This window comes from Actinoplanes sp. ATCC 53533, assembly GCF_003947245.1.
Map to the genome: position 1 here is coordinate 74,435 of NZ_QHHV01000123.1, position 15,540 is coordinate 89,974.

Genomic DNA, 15,540 nt, shown 5'->3' on the forward strand with positions numbered 1-15,540 from the left:
GCGATGGCGGTGGGCGCGATGCTGGTGGGTGCGGCGCTGGTGGGTGCGGCGCTGGCCGGTGCCGCGGGCGAGCCGGCCAGGTCCAGCGCGGCCAGGTAGCCGAACGTCATGGCGGGCCCGAGCGTGGCGCCGGCCCCGGCGTAGCCGCGGCCCATCACCGAGGCGCTGGCGTTGCCCGCCGCGTACAGGCCGGGGATTGGTGTGCCGTCGGCTCGCAGCACCCGGGCCCGTTCGTCGGTGCGCAGCCCGCCCTTGGTGCCGAGGTCGCCGGGCACCAGCGAGAAGGCGTAGAACGGCGGCTTGCGCAGCGCGCCCAGGCACGGGTTGGGATGCTGGCGGGGGTCGCCGTAGTAGCGGTCGTAGGCTGAGGCGCCGCGCTGGAAGTCGTCGTCGTGGCCGCGCGCCGCGAACCCGTTGAACCGCTCCACGGTGGCCCGCAGCGCCTCGGCGGGCGCGCCGATGCGGCCGGCCAGATCCTCCAGGGTGTCCGCGCGGTGGGCGATCCCGGCGGCGAACCAGCGGCGCGGCAGCGCCGCCCGTGGCCCGCGGCCGGCGAACAGGTAACGGTCCCGGTAGGTCTGGTCGGTGACCAGCCAGGCCGGCAGGTGCGGCGCTTCGCCGTCGCGGCCGAGCATGGCGTGCACGGCCTCGACGTACGGCGCGGACTCGTTGAAGAACCTTTGGCCGGTGCCGTCGACGACGAGGCCGCCGGGGAGGTTGCGCTCGGCGAGGCAGAAGTACGGCCCGCCGGTGAGTGGGAGCGACGGCCCCCACCACGCCTCGTCCATGAGGTCGAGCTCCGCGCCCAGCAGCCGGCCGGCCTCGATGCCGTCGCCGGTGTTGCCCGGCGCGCCCACGGTCCACTCCGTGCCGATCCGCTGATATCGTCGGCGCATCCCTTCGTTGTGCTCGAATCCGCCGCTGCCGAGCAGCACGCCCCGGCGCGCCCGCAGCCGCACCGGCCGCCCGTCGCGCTCGACGACGATCCCGGTGACCCGCTCCCGCTCGGTGGTCAGCTCGAGCATCGGGGTGGCCAGCCAGACCGGGACGCCGGCGGTACGGAGCCCGGCGCGCAGGCCGCCGGCGAGCGCCTGTCCCATGGTGAGCCGGCGCCGCCGCCGGAGCCGGGCGAGCAGGGTGCCGGCGGCGAGCCGGACCGCGGTGCTGACGGCCCGCGGGTGCCGCAGGCCCAGCGACAGCCACCGGTAGTCGACCGCGGTGACCGCCATGCCGTTCGGCGCGGCGAGGTAGGGCGGCGCGAGCGTGCCGAGGTCGGGACCGAGCACCCGGGCGTCCAGCGGCCTGGGCTCCACCGTCCGGCCGCCGGGCACGCCGCCGGTGGCCTCGGGGTAGTAGTCCGGATAGCCGGGCACCCAGGCGAAGTCCACCGGGGTGTGCGCCCGGACGAACGCGAGCATGGCCGGCCCGTGCTCCAGGAAGGCACGCCGGCGCTCCGGCGGCACCGCCGGCCCGGCCACGTGCGCCAGGTAGGCCCGGGCGCCGTCGGCGTCGGCTGCCACCCCGGCCCGCGTGAGGACCTCGTTGCCCGGCAGCCACAGGCCGCCGCCGGAGCGGGCGGTGGAGCCGCCGTACACCTCGGCCTTCTCGACGACGACCGCGCTCAGCCCGTGGTGTGCCGCGGTCAGCGCCGCCGTCATCCCGGCGCCGCCGCTGCCGACCACGATCACGTCGAACTCGTCATCCGCGTGAGTCATTAGAACAGGTTATAGTTATGGCGGCACCTGCGCTACAGCGAAAGCTCCAGCCCTATTGATACGTGTTCCAGTATTCGGAGGTCATGTGACCGGGTCGTGGGACTGCTCGGCCGACGTCGTGGTGGTGGGCTTCGGCGCGGCCGGGGCGTGCGCCGCCATCGAGGCGGCCGAGTCGGGCGCCGCCGTGCTGGTCCTGGACCGCTTCGGCGGCGGTGGGGCGACCGCGATCTCGGGCGGTGTCGTCTACGCCGGCGGCGGCACCCGGCAACAGATCGCGGCCGGCGTCACCGACACCCCGGAGGCGATGTTCGACTACCTCACCGCCGAGGTCGGCGAGGCCGTGTCGGCGGCGACCCTGCGCCGGTTCTGCGCGCAGAGCGCCGGCATGCTCGACTGGCTGGCCGAGCGCGGGGTGCCGTTCGACGCCAGCCTCTGCCCCTACAAGACGTCCTACCCCACCGACCGGCACTACCTGTACGACTCCGGCAGCGAGCAGTCGTTCGCCCACCTCGCCGCGCCCGCCCCGCGCGGGCACCGCGCCTACGCCCGCGGCACCTCCGGCCGCGTCCTGTACGCCCGACTCGCCGGGGCCGCGCGCGCCCGGGGTGCCGTGATCCGCGCCCAGACCCGCGCCGACCGGCTGATCCTCGACCGGGACGGCCGGGTGGCCGGCGTCGAGTGCCGCACGCTGAGCGCCGCGCCCGCCTGGGCCCGGCTCGGCCACCGCGTCCTGCACCGGTGGTCGGTCAAGCCCGGCGTCTACCTGCCCGCGTTCGGCCGCGCCCTGCACCGGCCGGTGGCCTGGCTGGAGGGCCGGTATGCCAGCCCGCTGCGGATCGGCGCCCGCCGGGCGGTCGTGCTGTCCGCCGGCGGGTTCGTGTTCAACCGGGAGATGCTCCGCGAGCACGCCGGGGAATACCGCGGTGGGCTGCGGCTGGGCACGCCCGGCGACGACGGCTCGGGCATCAAGCTCGGCGTCCAGGCCGGCGCCGGCACCCGCTATCTGGAGAAGGTCAGCCTCTGGCGCTTCCTCACCCCGCCGTCGGCGCTGGCTGGGCGGCCTGCTCGTCGATCGCGACGGGCGGCGCGTCTGCGACGAGGCCCGCTACGGCGCGGCGATCGGCGACGCGGTGCTGCGCAGCCCCGGCCGGCAGGCGTGGCTGCTGGTCGACGCGGTGGTGCTGGCCGAGGCCCGGAGCCAGGTGCGCGGCCAGACGCTGTGGTTCCAGCGGCTGCCGACGTGGTGGCTGCTCGGCGCCGGCCGGGTCGCCGCCCCGACGCTGGAGCTCCTCGCGCGGCGGGCCGGCGTGGACCCGGCGGGGCTGGCCGCCACCGTCGCGGCGTACCAGGATGCCGTGGCCGCCGGCCGGCCCGACCCGACCGGCAAGCCGGCCCACCTGGTGCGCCCGCTGGTCCGCCCGCCGTATTCGCTGATCGACGTCTCGGTGCGCCCCCGGCTCGGTTCGCCGGCGCCCATGCTCACCCTGGGCGGCCTGCGGGTCGACGAGGACAGCGGGCAGGTGCTGCGCGGCGACGGGCGCGGCGTGCCGGGACTGTACGCGGCCGGCCGCACGGCCGCCGGCCTCTGCTCGCGCTCCTACATCAGCGGGTTGTCGCTGGCCGACTGCGTCTTCTCCGGCCGCCGCGCGGGCCGGAGCGCGGCGGTGGAGAACCAGGGAGGTATGCATGCTCACCGAAGCTGACCGCCGGACGCTGGCCGACCGGCTGCGCGCCGCCGAACGGGACCGCGCGCCGATTCAGCCGCTGGTGCGGGACCGGCCCGACCTGGGTCCCGCCGACGCGTACGCGATCCAGTTGCACAACGTGCGCCGCCGCGGCGGCACGGTGGTCGGCCACAAGGTCGGCCTGTCGTCGAAGGCGATGCAGCAGCTGATGGGCGTGGACGAGCCGGACTACGGCCACCTGCTGGCCGACATGCGGCTGTCCGAGACCGAGCCGGCCGACGCGCTGCGGTACTGCCGCCCGAAGGTCGAGATCGAGGTCGCGTTCCTGCTCGGCGCCGACCTGCCCGGCCGCGACTGCACCGAGCGCGACGTGCTGGCCGCCACCGAGGCGCTCGCCCCGTCGATCGAGCTGATCGACAGCCGGATCGTGGACTGGCGGATCAGCCTGGCCGACACGATCGCCGACAACGCCTCCTCGGCCGGCTTCGTGGTGGGCGCGGCCCGGATACCACCGCGGGAGGTCGACCTGCGCGAGATCGACGCGGTGCTGTATCGCGGCGCCGAGCCGGTCGCCCGGGGCCGCTCGGACGCGGTCCTCGGCAACCCGGCGACCGCGGTGGCCTGGCTGGCCCGCACGGTCGCCGACTTCGGGGTACGGCTGCGCGCCGGTCACCTGATCATGCCGGGCGCCTGTGCCCCCGCCGTGGACGCGTATCCCGGCGACGAGTTCCGCGCGGTCTTCACCGGCCTCGGCGAGGTCAGCCTGTCGTTCGCGAAAGAGGTGTCCCATGAGTGATGGACTGACCGCGGCCATCGTCGGGTCCGGCAACATCGGCACCGACCTGCTGCACAAACTGCTGCGTTCGCCACTGATCGAGCCGCGCTGGATGGCCGGCATCGACCCGGCCAGCCCGGGCCTGCGCCGCGCCGCCGAGGCGGGGCTCGCGACCAGCGCCGCCGGCACGGAGTGGCTGCTGGCCCAGGACCCGCTGCCCGACCTGGTCTTCGAGGCCACCTCGGCGGCCGTGCACCGGGCCAACGCCCCGCGGTACGCCGGCGCGGGCATCCGGGTCGTCGATCTGACCCCGGCGGCGATCGGGCCGTACGTGGTGCCGGAGGTCAACCTCGGCGAGCACCTGGCCGCCACCAACGTCAACCTGATCACCTGTGGCGGGCAGGCCACCATCCCCATGGTGTACGCGGTGTCCCGGGTGACGCCGGTCAGCTACGCCGAGATCGTCGCGACCGTGGCCTCCCGGTCGGCCGGGCCGGGCACCCGGGCCAACATCGACGAGTTCACCCGGACCACCGGCCGCGGCCTCGAGCTGGTCGGCGGCGCGGCCCGGGGCAAGGCGATCATCGTGCTCAACCCGGCCGACCCGCCGCTGATCATGCGCGACACCGTGTTCTGCGCGATCGGCGCCGAGGCGGACACCGGGGCCGTGGCCGCGTCGATCGTGGCGATGGCCGCCGAGGTGGCCCGCTACGTGCCCGGCTACCGGCTGCTCAACGAGCCGCAGTTCGACCCGCCGTCGGCGGCGACCGGCGGGGCCACCCGGGTGGCGATCTTCGTGGAGGTCGCCGGCGCCGGTGACTTCCTGCCGCCGTACGCCGGCAACCTCGACATCATGACCGCCGCGGCCACCCGGGTGGGCGAGGAACTCGCCCGCGCCGCCGTGGCCGCGTAGGCCGCGCCCAATCAGGAGGCCCCATGCTGCCCCGCCGCTTCTCCGCCGATCTGGACCTGCGGATCACCGACTCCTCGCTGCGCGACGGCTCGCACGCCAAGCGCCACCAGTTCACCGCCGACGAGGTGGCCTCGATCGTCGCGGCCCTGGACGCCGCCGGCGTGCCGGTGATCGAGGTGAGCCACGGCGACGGGCTGGGCGGCTCGTCGTTCACCTACGGCCTGAGCCGGACGCCGGAGCAGGAGCTGATCGCGGTGGCGGTGGGCGCCGCCACCCGCGCGAAGATCGCCTTCCTGATGCTGCCGGGGGTGGGCGTCGTCGACGACATCCGGCAGGCGGCCGGCAACGGGGCCGGCATCTGCCGGATCGCCACCCACTGCACCGAGGCGGACATCGCCGTCCAGCACTTCGGGCTGGCCCGCGAGCTCGGCCTGGAGACCGTCGGCTTCCTGATGATGGCCCACTCCCAGCCGCCCGAGGCGCTGGCCGCGCAGGCCCGCATCATGGCCGACGCGGGCTGCCAGTGCGTGTACGTGGTGGACTCGGCCGGCGCGCTCGTGCTCGACCAGGTCGGTGACCGGGTCGCGGCGCTGGTGGCGGAGTTGGGCGACGACGCGCAGGTGGGCTTCCACGGCCACGAGAACCTGGGCCTCGGCGTGGCGAACTCGGTGCTGGCCGCGCGGGCCGGCGCCACCCAGATCGACGGCAGCACCCGGCGCTTCGGCGCGGGGGCCGGGAACACCCCGGTGGAGGCCTTCGTGGGTGTCTGCGACAAGCTCGGCCTCCGCACCGGCATCGACTTCTTCGCCATCGTGGACGCGGCCGAGGACGTGGTCCGCCCGGCCATGCCGGACGAGTGCCGGCTGGACCGGCTGGCGCTGATCATGGGCTACGCGGGGGTCTACTCCAGCTTCCTCATGCACGCCTTCACGCTGGCGCAGCGCTACCGGGTGTCCGGGGCGGAGATCCTGGTGCGGGCCGGCGAGCGGCGTCTCGTCGGCGGCCAGGAGGATCAGCTCATCGACATCGCGATGGAGCTGCAGCGGGCTCAGTAGTAGGTGACCGACACCGTGTCGCTGCGGGGGAGGGCCTGGCAGGCGAGGATGTAGCCGTCGGCGAAGTCCTCCTCCTCCAGCACCTCGTTGTGCACCAGCTCGACCTCGCCGTCGAGCAGCCGGCACGCGCAGGCGCCGCACTGGCCCTGCCGGCAGGAGAAGGGCGGGTTGAGCCCCGCCGCGATGATCACATCGAGCAGGCGGGTGCCGGCCGGCCACGGCAGCACGTGGGTCTGCCCGTCCAGGGTGACCTCGGCGGTGGCGTCACGGCCGCCGGCGGTGGTGTCCCCGGCCGCCAGGTCGAACCGCTCGACGCGGACCCGGTCCGCCGGCACGCCGGCGTCCCGCAGGGCCTGCTGGGCGACCACGACGAAGGGCTCCGGGCCGCACACGTACGCCTCGCGGCCGGCGTACGGCATCAGCAGAGCGGCCAGGGCGGCACCGGTCGGCGCGCCCCGCTCGCCGTCCAGCCAGTGCGTGACCACGAACCGGTCGCCGTACCGCTGTCGCAGGGCGGTCAACTCGGCGCCGAAGATGACCGAGTCGGCGTCCCGGTTGGCGTACACCAGGGCGAGCCGGCCGCGGCCCCGGGCCAGCACCGATTTGATGATGGCCATCACCGGGGTGATGCCGCTGCCGCCCGCGAGCAGCAGCAGGTCGTCGTCGAGCGAGGCCGGGGTGAACGAACCGGCCGGCGGCGCGAGGTCCAGCGTGCTGCCGGGACGGACGTGGTCACAGATCCAGTTCGACGCCTGCCCGTCGCGTACCCGCTTGACGGTGATCTTCAGGTCCGGGTCGGTGTCCGGCGAGCTGGACAGCGAATAGCACCGGGCGACCACCCCGCCGCCGTCCGGCACGCGCACCGTCAGATACTGCCCGGGCCGGTAGGCGAACGCGGCGGCCAGGGCCGGTGGCACCGCCAGCACCAGCGAGTGCGCGTCCGGGGTCTCCGCGATGACCTCGGCCACCGTGATCCGGTGGAACGTCGGTGCGACGGCGACGTCGGTCTGTGTCTCGGTCATCAGTTCACCTCCAAGCGGCCCTCGCGCACCGCACCGTCGATGCTGTCGCGCAGCTCCGGGCAGGTCGGCACCAGGGCGGTCGGGCGGCCGCCGGCCGCCGCGGCCAGCCGGGCGCAGGACCGCGCGGCCGGGGTGGTCCACTGCACGCTGGTCTGCTGCGGGCTCGCCTTGCGCGCCCGCACCCGGGCGCCGCAGTGGCCGCAGCTGATCTCGGTGAGGCCACCCTCGAGGTACGCCCGCCGCTCGGCCAGCGTGTCGGCCGGGATCATGAGCGCGGCGCCGCACCGGCCTGGCGAGCCTGGTTCGCGGCCACCTCGGCCTCCCACGTCCGCACGGCCCGGGTGGTGTCGACCTCGAACTCGTAGCGCGCCACCATGTCCTCAGTAACCTCCTCGACGTCCACATAGAACTGCTCGTACCAGCGGCGCAGCTGGTAGACCGGGCCGTCCTCGGCGCACAGCAGCGGGTTGTCGATCCGGGTCTTGTGCTTCCAGATCTCCACGTCCTGCAGGAAGCCGACCCCGATGCTCTTGGCGAACCGGCCCGCCGCCTTCTCCGCCTGGGCGTTGGTGAGGCCGGGCAGCCGCTTGACGATCACGCCCCACTGGAGCACGAACGAGGTGGGCGAGACGGGGTAGTGACAGTTGATCAGCACCGACTCGACGTCGATGCCGTGGTAGTTGTGGTACAGGTTGTCGATCATGTACGAGGGCCCGTAGTAGGCGGCCTCGGAGCGCAGGGTGGCGTCGCCGGACTGGCTGGCCCCGGTCGGCACGTCCGGCCTTGGCCGGGTGTTCAGGAACTGCGCTGCCACGTGGCCCTCCAGGACGTTCTTGAAGAACGTCGGGAAGGCGAAGTGGATGTAGAAGAAGTGCGCCATGTCGACCACGTTGTCGATCACCTCGCGGCAGTTCGCGCCGTCGATCCGGATCGAGTCCCAGGTCCAGGAGCTCCACTCGTCGGAGAAGGCGCCCTCGATCCGTGGAATGACGACCCCGGGCGGCGGTGGCGCGCCCTGCGGGTCGTGCCACACGAACAGCTGCCGGTTTTCCTCGATCGTCGTCCAGGACCGGGTGCGGGCGCGCAGTGGCACCCGGTGCGCGTAGGGCACGGTCTCGCACCGCCCGTCGCCGCGCCAGCGCCAGTCGTGGAACGGGCAGGCCACCGCGTCGCCCTTGACGGTGCCCATGGTCAGGTCGCCGCCCATATGCCGGCAGTATCCGTCGAGCACGTGCAGCGCCCCGCCCGAGTCGGCGAACACGACGAGTTTGGTGCCGAACGCCTCGATGGCATGCGGGCTGCCGTCGCGGAAGGAATCGGCCAGGCCCAGGCAATGCCAGCCCCGGGCGAACCTGGCCGGCGGGGCCCCGGTGTCGATGGTGCGTACTTGCTCGCCGCTCATGAGCCGCTCCAGGTTTTGTGGAACGCGGGACTTGTGGAACGCGTTGCAATGTGGCCGCGTAGGCTGTGGTCACAAAGGTAGAACGTGTTCTAGTATATGGGCGGCGAGTTCGCCAGCCAACCCGAGTTTGTCAGCCAACCCGCGGAGGGGATCTCATGGAGGCAAGCGCCGGCGACGCGGTCCGGAGCGGAGTGCGCGACCTGCTACCGGTTCTCAGGGACAGGGCCCAGGAGACGGAGGACCGCCGGGCGCTGGCTCCCGAGACCGTCAAGTCGCTCGCCGAGACCGGCTTCTTCCGGCTGCTGCAGCCGGCCCGGTTCGGCGGCGTCGAGGCCGATCCGGTGACCTTCCTGAGCTGCGTCCGGGAGCTGGCCGGCGCGTGCGGCTCGACCGGCTGGGTCGCCTCGGTGATCGGCGTGCACCCCTGGCAGCTCGCCCTCTTCCCCGACCAGGCGCAACAGGACGTCTGGGCCGACGACCCCGGCACCCGGATGTCGTCCTCCTACGCGCCGACCGGCAGGGTCACCGCGGTCGACGGCGGATACCGGCTCAAGGGCCGGTGGAGCTTCTCCTCCGGCTGCGACCATGCCAGCTGGGTGCTGCTCGGCGGGATCGTGCCGCCGAGCGAGGACGGCGCCCCCGCCGACTTCCGCACCTTCCTGCTGCCCGCGGCGGATTACACCATCGAGGACGTCTGGCACACCGTCGGGCTGCGCGGCACCGGCAGCAACGACGTCGTGGTCGCCGACGTGTTCGTGCCGGCCTACCGGTCGCTCAGCTTCAACGACACGGCCCGCTGTCTCTGCCCCGGGCAGGAGCTGAACACCGCCCCGCTCTACCGGATCCCGTACGGCTCGATTTTCTCGTACGCGATCACCACGCCGATCATCGGCATGGCCACCGGGGCGTACGACGCTCACGTCGCCTACATGCGGGAGCGGGTGCGCGCCGCGTATGCCGGGGTGCGGGCGGCCGAGGACCCGTACTCCCAGGTGCGGGTGGCCAACGCCGCCGCCGACGTGGACTCGGCCTGGCTGGCCCTGGAGGCCAACATGCGGGAGCTGATGGGGCTGGTCACCGCCGGCCAGAAGCTGCCGATGCCGCTGCGCCTGCGGGTGCGGCGCGACCAGGTGCGCGGCACCGAGCTGGCGATCCGGGCCGTGGACCGCCTGTTCGAGAATTCCGGAGGTAGGGCGCTGGCCACCGGCACACCCATCCAGCGGTTCTGGCGCGACGCGCACGCGGGGCGGGTGCACGCCATCAACGACCCCGAGCGGGCGCTGTCCATGTTCGGGCGCGGCGAGTTCGGCCTGCCGATCAACGACGCCATGGTGTGAGGCGGGTATGACAATTCCGAGCGCGACCCTCGACTACGACACCACCAGCGGATACGCCGCCGGCATGCACCTGCACCGGGCCGGGCCGGCCGGTTCGGCCGCGCCGCCGGCCCACCCGGTGGTGCTCCTGCACGGCGGCGGCCCCGGCGCGTCGGCATGGAGCAACTTCGGGCGTACGCTGCCGGTCTTCGCGGAGCGGTTCGACACGCTCGCCGTCGACCAGCCGGGCTTCGGCCGCTCCGGCACCGGCCCGATCACCGGGCAGTACTTCACGCATGCCGCCGACGCGCTGCTCGCGCTGCTCGACGAGCTGGGCATCGAGCGCGCCGACCTGGTGGGCAACTCGCTCGGCGGGGGCACCGCGGTCCGGTTCGCGCTGCGCCACCCGCGGCGGGCCGGCCGGCTGCTGCTCATGGGCCCCGGCGGGCTGAGCCTCAACCTGTTCTCCCCCGACCCGACCGAGGGCGTCAAGCGACTGATGGCCTTCGGCGCGCCGCCCGGTCCCACCCGGGAGAAGATGACCGCCTTCCTGCGTACCCTCGTCTTCGACCAGTCGCTGGTCACCGACGAGCTGGTCGAGGAGCGCTTCCGGGCGGCCGCCGGGCCGGAGGCGCAGCGGGCGATGCGCGAGATGGGCGCCTCGTTCACCGACCCCGCGCGCGCCGAGGAGGGCCTGCTCTGGCGCGACGCGCACCGGCTGCGCCACGAGGTGCTGCTGGTCTGGGGCCGCGAGGACAGGGTCAACCCGCTCGACGGCGCGCTGCTGGCACTCAAGCTGATCCGCCACGCCCGGCTGCACGTCTTCGGCGGCTGCGGGCACTGGGCACACCTGGAGAAGTTCGACGAGTTCAACCGGCTGGCGATCGACTTTCTGGAAGGGGACCGACCGTGAGTCTGATCCGATCCCTCGGCTACCTGCGCGTCGAGGCCACCGACGTGCCCGCCTGGCGGGAGTTCGGCGTCAAGGTGCTCGGCATGGTGGCGGGCCGCGGGCCCGACCCCGAAGCCGTCTATCTGCGCATGGACGACCTGCCCGCCCGCATCGTGGTGGTGCCCGGCGAGCGCGACCGGCTGGCCGCCACCGGCTGGGAGGTCGCCGACCCCACGGCGCTCGGCCGGCTCATCGGCGTGCTTGAGGAGGCCGGCGTCGCGGTCAAACCGGCCGGCGCCGACGAGCTCGCCGAGCGGCGGGTGGCGCAGATGGTGAGCCTCGACGACCCGTCCGGCAACCGGCTCGAGTTCTTCTGCGGCGCGGCCCTGGACACCCGGCCGGCGATCAGCCCGTACGGGAACCGGTTCGTCACCGGCGAGCAGGGCCTGGGGCACGCGGTGCTGCCGGCGCACGACGACGCCGCGGCCCTGCGCTTCTACACCGAGGTGCTCGGCTTCCGGCTGCGCGACTCGATGCGGCTGGCGCCGGAGATGATCGGCCTGCCGCCCGGTGACAGCCCGCTGTGGATGCGGTTCCTCGGCTGCTGCCCGCGCCACCACAGCGTGGCCCTGGCCCCGATCCCCGCGCCCAGCGGGCTCATCCACCTGATGGTGGAGACCGAGACGATCGACGACGTGGGCCGCGCCATGGACCGCTGCGCCAAGTTCGGCGCGCCGCTGGTGTCCACCATGGGCCGGCACGCCAACGACGAGATGATCTCGTTCTACGTCCGGACGCCGAGCGGTTTCGACATCGAGTACGGCACCGCCGGCTGCACGGTCGACGACAGCACCTTCGTGGCCCGACAGACCACCGCGCACAGTGTCTGGGGCCACCGCTTCCTGCGCGGTGGCGGGCATTGAGACCCATCATGGGTTCGCATGGGTTTTCCGCCGCGGGTGAGCTCAGGTGACCGCGAGCGCGATGGACGTCGACACCCGGCGGTTCCGTCGGGTGTTCGGCCACTTCTGCACCGGCGTCACGGTCATCACCACGGTGGACGATGAAGGCCCGGCCGGCTTCGCCTGCCAGGCCTTCGCCCCGCTGTCGCTGGATCCGCCGCTGGCCCTGTTCTGCCCCCAGGCCGACTCGGACACCTGGCGGCGCATCCAGGCCCGGGGCACATTCTGCGTCAACGTCCTGGCCGACGACCACCGCGACCTCTCCCGCACCTTCGGCACCCGCGGCGCGGACCGGTTCGCCGGCGTCGACTGGGCCCCGGCACCCTCGGGCGCCCCGATCCTGCCCGGCGCGCTGGCCTGGGCGGACTGCCGGGTGGAGGCGATCCACCCGGGCGGCGACCACACGATCGTGGTGGGCCGGGTGACCGCGCTGGGCGAGTGCCGGGACACCGGCCCGCTGCTGTTCTACAAGGGCCGCTACACGAGCACCGCGCCGACCTCCCCCTACGAGCCCCCCGAGGTGGTGGACACCCTCCTGGCCTGGCCCCGGCACACCGACTGGATCTAGCCGGTCGTCGTCGTGTCCAACGCTGTCCAACATGACGGAGCCGGCGAACGCGCGGCGCCTAAACTCCCGGGTGGTGATGTGGTCAGCGGTGACGAGGGGGATATCCATGCGGAAGCAGCCGTGGGCACGTCGGGCGGCCGCAGCAGCGGCCTTCGCCATCGTGGCGGGAGCACTGGTGGTCAACTCACACGTCGGCGGCCTCCTGGACAACTGGCCGCGGGGCGAGGTCCCGATGGTGGCGAAGTGGCCGGTGAGCGAGACCCCGATGCTGGCACGGTGGCCGGTGAGCGAGACCCCGATGCTGGCACGGTGGCCGGAAAGCGAAACCCCGATGCTGGCACGGTAGCGGGCCGGTGTCGGGTGGCTCCTCCACGGGCTGCTCAGTTGCGGAGCCGCGCGTTGAGCCGGGCGGCCTGTCGCGTGAGGTGGTCGCGTTCGGGGAGGCTGAGCGCCGATCGGGCAGCCTCGGCGTAGAGCCGCGCCGCGGTCACCGGATCACCGTCACGCTCGTGGAGGTATGCCGCGACGGCGGTGTGGCGGGGCAGGGCGGGGTCGAGCTGCGCCAGGGCGGCCAGGCCGGCCCGCGGCCCGTCGGTTTCGCCGACCGCGACGGCCCGGTTCAGGCGGGCCACCGGGCTGCCGGTGAGGCGCACCAACTCGTCGTACCATTCGACGATCTGCACCCAGTCGGTCTCCTCGGCCGTCCGGGCGTCGGCATGCAGCGCGGCGATGGCGGCCTGGGCCTGGAACTCGCCCAGGCGGTCGCGGGCGAGGGCCGCCTGGAGCACATCGACGCCCTCGGCGATCAGGCGGGTGTTCCACAGGCCGCGGTCCTGCTCGGCAAGCGGCACGAGCCGGCCGCCGGGGCCGGTCCGCGCCGGGCGCCGGGCGTGGTGGAGCAGCATGAGCGCGAGCAGGCCCGCGACCTCCTCATGGTGGGTCTTGACCGCGAGCTGCCGGGTGAGCCGGATCGCCTCGCCGGCGAGGTCGACGTCGCCGGAATAGCCCTCGTTGAAGACCAGGTAGAGCACGCGCAGCACGGTGGCGACGTCGCCGGGCTGGGTGAACCGGACGCCGGAGACGGTCCGCTTGGCCCTGCTGATCCGCTGGGCCATGGTCGCCTCCGGCACGAGGTAGGCCTGCGCGATCTGGCGCGTGGTCAGGCCACCGACCGCGCGCAGCGTGAGCGCGACGGCCGAGGCCGGTGTCAGGGACGGGTGCGCGCACAGGAAGTACAGCTGGAGCGTGTCGTCCACCTCCTGGCCCGGGACGGCCGCCGGCTCGCCCTCGACGCGTTCCTCGCGGTGCCGCCGGGAGGTATCGGCGCGGGCGGCGTCGAGAAACTTGCGCCAGGCCACGGTGACCAGCCAGCCCTTGGGATCCCGGGGCGGGTCGTCCGGCCACCCGCGTACGGCCTCGACCAGGGCGTCCTGCACGGCATCCTCGGCCGCCGCGAAGTCGGCTCCGCGCCGGACGAGGATCCCGATCACCGTGGGGGTGAGGGCCCGCAGCAGGGCCGCGTCCACGGTCATTCAGTGATGGTCGGGTGCGCGGTCAGGAACGGGCGCACCTCGAGCCACTCGTGGATCGGCTTCCCACCCGCGCCCGGAGCCGCGGACAGCTCGCCGGCCAGCTCGAGCGCCCGCTCGTAGGTCTCGACATCGATCACCATCCAGCCGGCGATCAGATCCTTGGTCTCCGCGAACGGGCCGTCGGTGACCGGCGGCCGCCCCTCGCCGTCGTAGCGGACGAAGGTGCCCTCCGGGGACAGCGGCTGACTGTCGACGAACTCGCCGGTGCTCTCGAGCCGGGCCGCGAAGTCCTGCATGTACTGCACGTGGGCCGAAAGCTCCGCCGGCGTCCACTGATCCATCGGCACGTCGTTGACCGGTGCCGGCGCGCCGCGGTAGTGCTTGAGCAACAGGTACTTTGCCATCGTGTTCTCCTTGGTGCGGTACGGCCCATTCTGGCCGCGTTCACTCCGAGGACGAAGCCGCCCACGGGTTCTCGACATCCCGACCCGCGCGGCGCTCAGGCGCGCTGCCGCTCGTCCCGCTGCCGCTCGTCCCGCTGCCGGACCAGTTCCTCGACCGCGCTCGGCAGGGTCGTCTCGAAATCGATCAGCTTCGCCCACGTCGGGGTCACCACGATCCGAACCATGCCGTCATAGAGCGACCGAACCTCCGCCTCCCACTCGACCCGCTGCTCGGGCGTCATCTCGTAGCTGCCGTTCAACTGGAGATACTCCTCCGGAATGCCGTCAACGACGTCCAGCTCGGCCCGGCCCCGGATAAGCAAGATCTTCGGCGGATGCACCTCGGTGTCGATCGTCAGGGCAACCGCCGGATTGTCGCGCAGGGCCGGGAGCTTCGGGGCGTTCTTCGTGGTGCACATGACGACCTCCGAGCCGTTCCAGGTGAACCCGATCGGGACATTGCGGGGCGTGCCGTCCTTGGCCACATAGGCCAGCCGGGTCAGGTCGCGGGCCAGCAACTCCCGGCTGAGCGGCCGGTTCAAGACCTCGGTGATCTCGTTCGGTTGCACGGTCATCTCTCCCATTGTCGCTTTCATCCGCTTCGTCCTTCTGCTTCGTCGCGAGGCCCGTCGTGGCCGCTCGCGCTCCAGGGACGGAGCCAGCGCGACATTCTCGACACCCGAAGCGTGCTGATTCTCAGGACCAGCTTCTTGGCCGTCCTGACATGGCTGAGGTCAGGGCCAGCCGCGATCTCCGGCTGCCCCGGCCTTCGCTGTCGGCTGCCCGTCCCCCCGGCCGTCGCTGCCGTCCCCCCGGCCGTCTCTGTCGGCTGTGCCGGCGGTTGCTGTCGGCTGTGCCGGCGGTTGCTGTCGGCTGTGCCGGCGGTTGCTGTCGGCTCTCCCCGCCCAGCGACGGACCCCCACTTCCAACGCTGCTTTGCTCTGCTTCCCCATTGGAAACACCTCTCAGTCGATGCCCGGTGTTTACCAAATGGGCATAATCCGAGCATTCCCCCTGGTGTTTCCTATATGGAAGCAGAGCAAAGTCACTTCGGCCGTTGCTCAGGGCCGGGCTCCGGGCGCTGAGGGCGGGCTCCGGGGACTGGTCGCCGAGGGCTGGGGCCGAGGGCCGGGCTGGGCGCTGAGGGCTGGTCGCCAGCGCTGGTCGCCAGGGGCCGGCTGGGCGCGTGGGCGCGTGGAGGGCTGGGTCGCCGGGGCTGGGTCGCCGGGGCCGGTCGCCGGGGCCGGTCGCCGGGGCCGG

Annotated in this window: 14 protein-coding genes and 2 pseudogenes; 9 read left to right on the plus strand and 7 right to left on the minus strand. The window is 73.2% G+C overall.

Translation table 11 applies throughout. The features are described 5' to 3' along the window. Positions 1–56: 56 nt before the first annotated feature. A pseudogene (gene kstD, locus DMB66_RS35105) lies at positions 57–1,715 on the minus strand (3-oxosteroid 1-dehydrogenase); the annotation flags it as partial. A gap of 85 nt (positions 1,716–1,800) precedes the next feature. On the opposite strand from kstD, the pseudogene DMB66_RS35110 reads away from it, so the two are divergent. The 4 genes and pseudogenes from DMB66_RS35110 to dmpG all read left to right on the plus strand — a co-directional run bounded on the left by DMB66_RS35110 (position 1,801) and on the right by dmpG (position 6,143). Beyond that, positions 1,801–3,418, plus strand: a pseudogene (locus tag DMB66_RS35110) (FAD-binding protein). Continuing rightward, positions 3,402–4,196, plus strand: a complete 795-nt coding sequence (locus DMB66_RS35115; protein ID WP_125808419.1) for a 2-keto-4-pentenoate hydratase — start codon at positions 3,402–3,404, stop codon at positions 4,194–4,196. The pseudogene DMB66_RS35110 and the gene DMB66_RS35115 overlap by 17 nt, the downstream one beginning before the upstream one ends. Next, a complete protein-coding gene (locus tag DMB66_RS35120; RefSeq protein ID WP_125808420.1) occupies positions 4,189–5,088 on the plus strand; it encodes an acetaldehyde dehydrogenase (acetylating) in 900 nt (299 codons plus the stop codon). Before DMB66_RS35115 ends, DMB66_RS35120 begins: the two co-directional genes overlap by 8 nt. Positions 5,089–5,111: 23 nt before the next feature. Next, positions 5,112–6,143, plus strand: a complete 1,032-nt coding sequence (gene dmpG, locus DMB66_RS35125) for a 4-hydroxy-2-oxovalerate aldolase (protein ID WP_125808421.1) — start codon at positions 5,112–5,114, stop codon at positions 6,141–6,143. On the opposite strand, the gene DMB66_RS35130 is transcribed toward dmpG, so the two are convergent. From DMB66_RS35130 to DMB66_RS35140, 3 genes are read right to left on the minus strand one after another with little or no spacing between them, the layout of a single operon-like run. Then, positions 6,137–7,165 carry a ferredoxin--NADP reductase gene (locus DMB66_RS35130; protein WP_125808422.1) on the minus strand — a complete coding sequence of 343 codons (1,029 nt, stop codon included), beginning with the start codon at positions 7,163–7,165 and terminating at the stop codon, positions 6,137–6,139. The genes dmpG and DMB66_RS35130 overlap by 7 nt on opposite strands. Further along, on the minus strand, positions 7,165–7,434 hold the full coding sequence (locus DMB66_RS35135) for a hypothetical protein (RefSeq protein ID WP_125808423.1): 270 nt from the start codon (positions 7,432–7,434) through the stop codon (positions 7,165–7,167). The genes DMB66_RS35130 and DMB66_RS35135 overlap by 1 nt, the downstream gene beginning before the upstream one ends. Beyond that, positions 7,431–8,567, minus strand: coding sequence for a Rieske 2Fe-2S domain-containing protein (locus tag DMB66_RS35140; RefSeq protein WP_125808424.1), 1,137 nt, complete (start codon positions 8,565–8,567; stop codon positions 7,431–7,433). Before DMB66_RS35140 ends, DMB66_RS35135 begins: the two co-directional genes overlap by 4 nt. 155 nt (positions 8,568–8,722) lie before the next feature. Here DMB66_RS35140 and hsaA point away from each other — a divergent pair, with 155 nt between their 5' ends. The 5 genes from hsaA to DMB66_RS35165 all read left to right on the plus strand — a co-directional run bounded on the left by hsaA (position 8,723) and on the right by DMB66_RS35165 (position 12,651). Next, positions 8,723–9,904 (plus strand): 3-hydroxy-9,10-secoandrosta-1,3,5(10)-triene-9,17-dione monooxygenase oxygenase subunit, encoded by a 1,182-nt coding sequence (gene hsaA / locus DMB66_RS35145; protein WP_125808425.1) that lies wholly within the window; start codon positions 8,723–8,725, stop codon positions 9,902–9,904. 7 nt (positions 9,905–9,911) lie between these two features. After that, the gene (gene hsaD / locus DMB66_RS35150; RefSeq protein ID WP_125808426.1) at positions 9,912–10,796 is read left to right on the plus strand and encodes a 4,5:9,10-diseco-3-hydroxy-5,9,17-trioxoandrosta-1(10),2-diene-4-oate hydrolase; all 885 of its coding nucleotides are present in this window, start codon (positions 9,912–9,914) and stop codon (positions 10,794–10,796) included. Then, the gene (hsaC, locus tag DMB66_RS35155) at positions 10,793–11,698 is read left to right on the plus strand and encodes an iron-dependent extradiol dioxygenase HsaC (protein ID WP_125808427.1); all 906 of its coding nucleotides are present in this window, start codon (positions 10,793–10,795) and stop codon (positions 11,696–11,698) included. Before hsaD ends, hsaC begins: the two co-directional genes overlap by 4 nt. A 61-nt stretch (positions 11,699–11,759) precedes the next feature. Next, positions 11,760–12,305, plus strand: a complete 546-nt coding sequence (gene hsaB / locus DMB66_RS35160; RefSeq protein WP_370319795.1) for a 3-hydroxy-9,10-secoandrosta-1,3,5(10)-triene-9,17-dione monooxygenase reductase subunit — start codon at positions 11,760–11,762, stop codon at positions 12,303–12,305. 106 nt (positions 12,306–12,411) lie between these two features. After that, a complete protein-coding gene (locus DMB66_RS35165; protein ID WP_125808429.1) occupies positions 12,412–12,651 on the plus strand; it encodes a hypothetical protein in 240 nt (79 codons plus the stop codon). A gap of 34 nt (positions 12,652–12,685) precedes the next feature. On the opposite strand, the gene DMB66_RS35170 is transcribed toward DMB66_RS35165, so the two are convergent. The 3 genes from DMB66_RS35170 to DMB66_RS35180 all read right to left on the minus strand — a co-directional run bounded on the left by DMB66_RS35170 (position 12,686) and on the right by DMB66_RS35180 (position 14,855). Further along, complete coding sequence (locus DMB66_RS35170; RefSeq protein ID WP_125808444.1) at positions 12,686–13,831, minus strand: RNA polymerase sigma factor; 1,146 nt, start codon at positions 13,829–13,831, stop codon at positions 12,686–12,688. 2 nt (positions 13,832–13,833) lie between these two features. Continuing rightward, positions 13,834–14,241, minus strand: a complete 408-nt coding sequence (locus tag DMB66_RS35175; protein WP_125808430.1) for a YciI family protein — start codon at positions 14,239–14,241, stop codon at positions 13,834–13,836. Positions 14,242–14,336: 95 nt separating this feature from the next. Then, positions 14,337–14,855, minus strand: coding sequence for a pyridoxamine 5'-phosphate oxidase family protein (locus DMB66_RS35180; protein ID WP_233625057.1), 519 nt, complete (start codon positions 14,853–14,855; stop codon positions 14,337–14,339). Between the last annotated feature and the right edge of the window lie 685 nt (positions 14,856–15,540).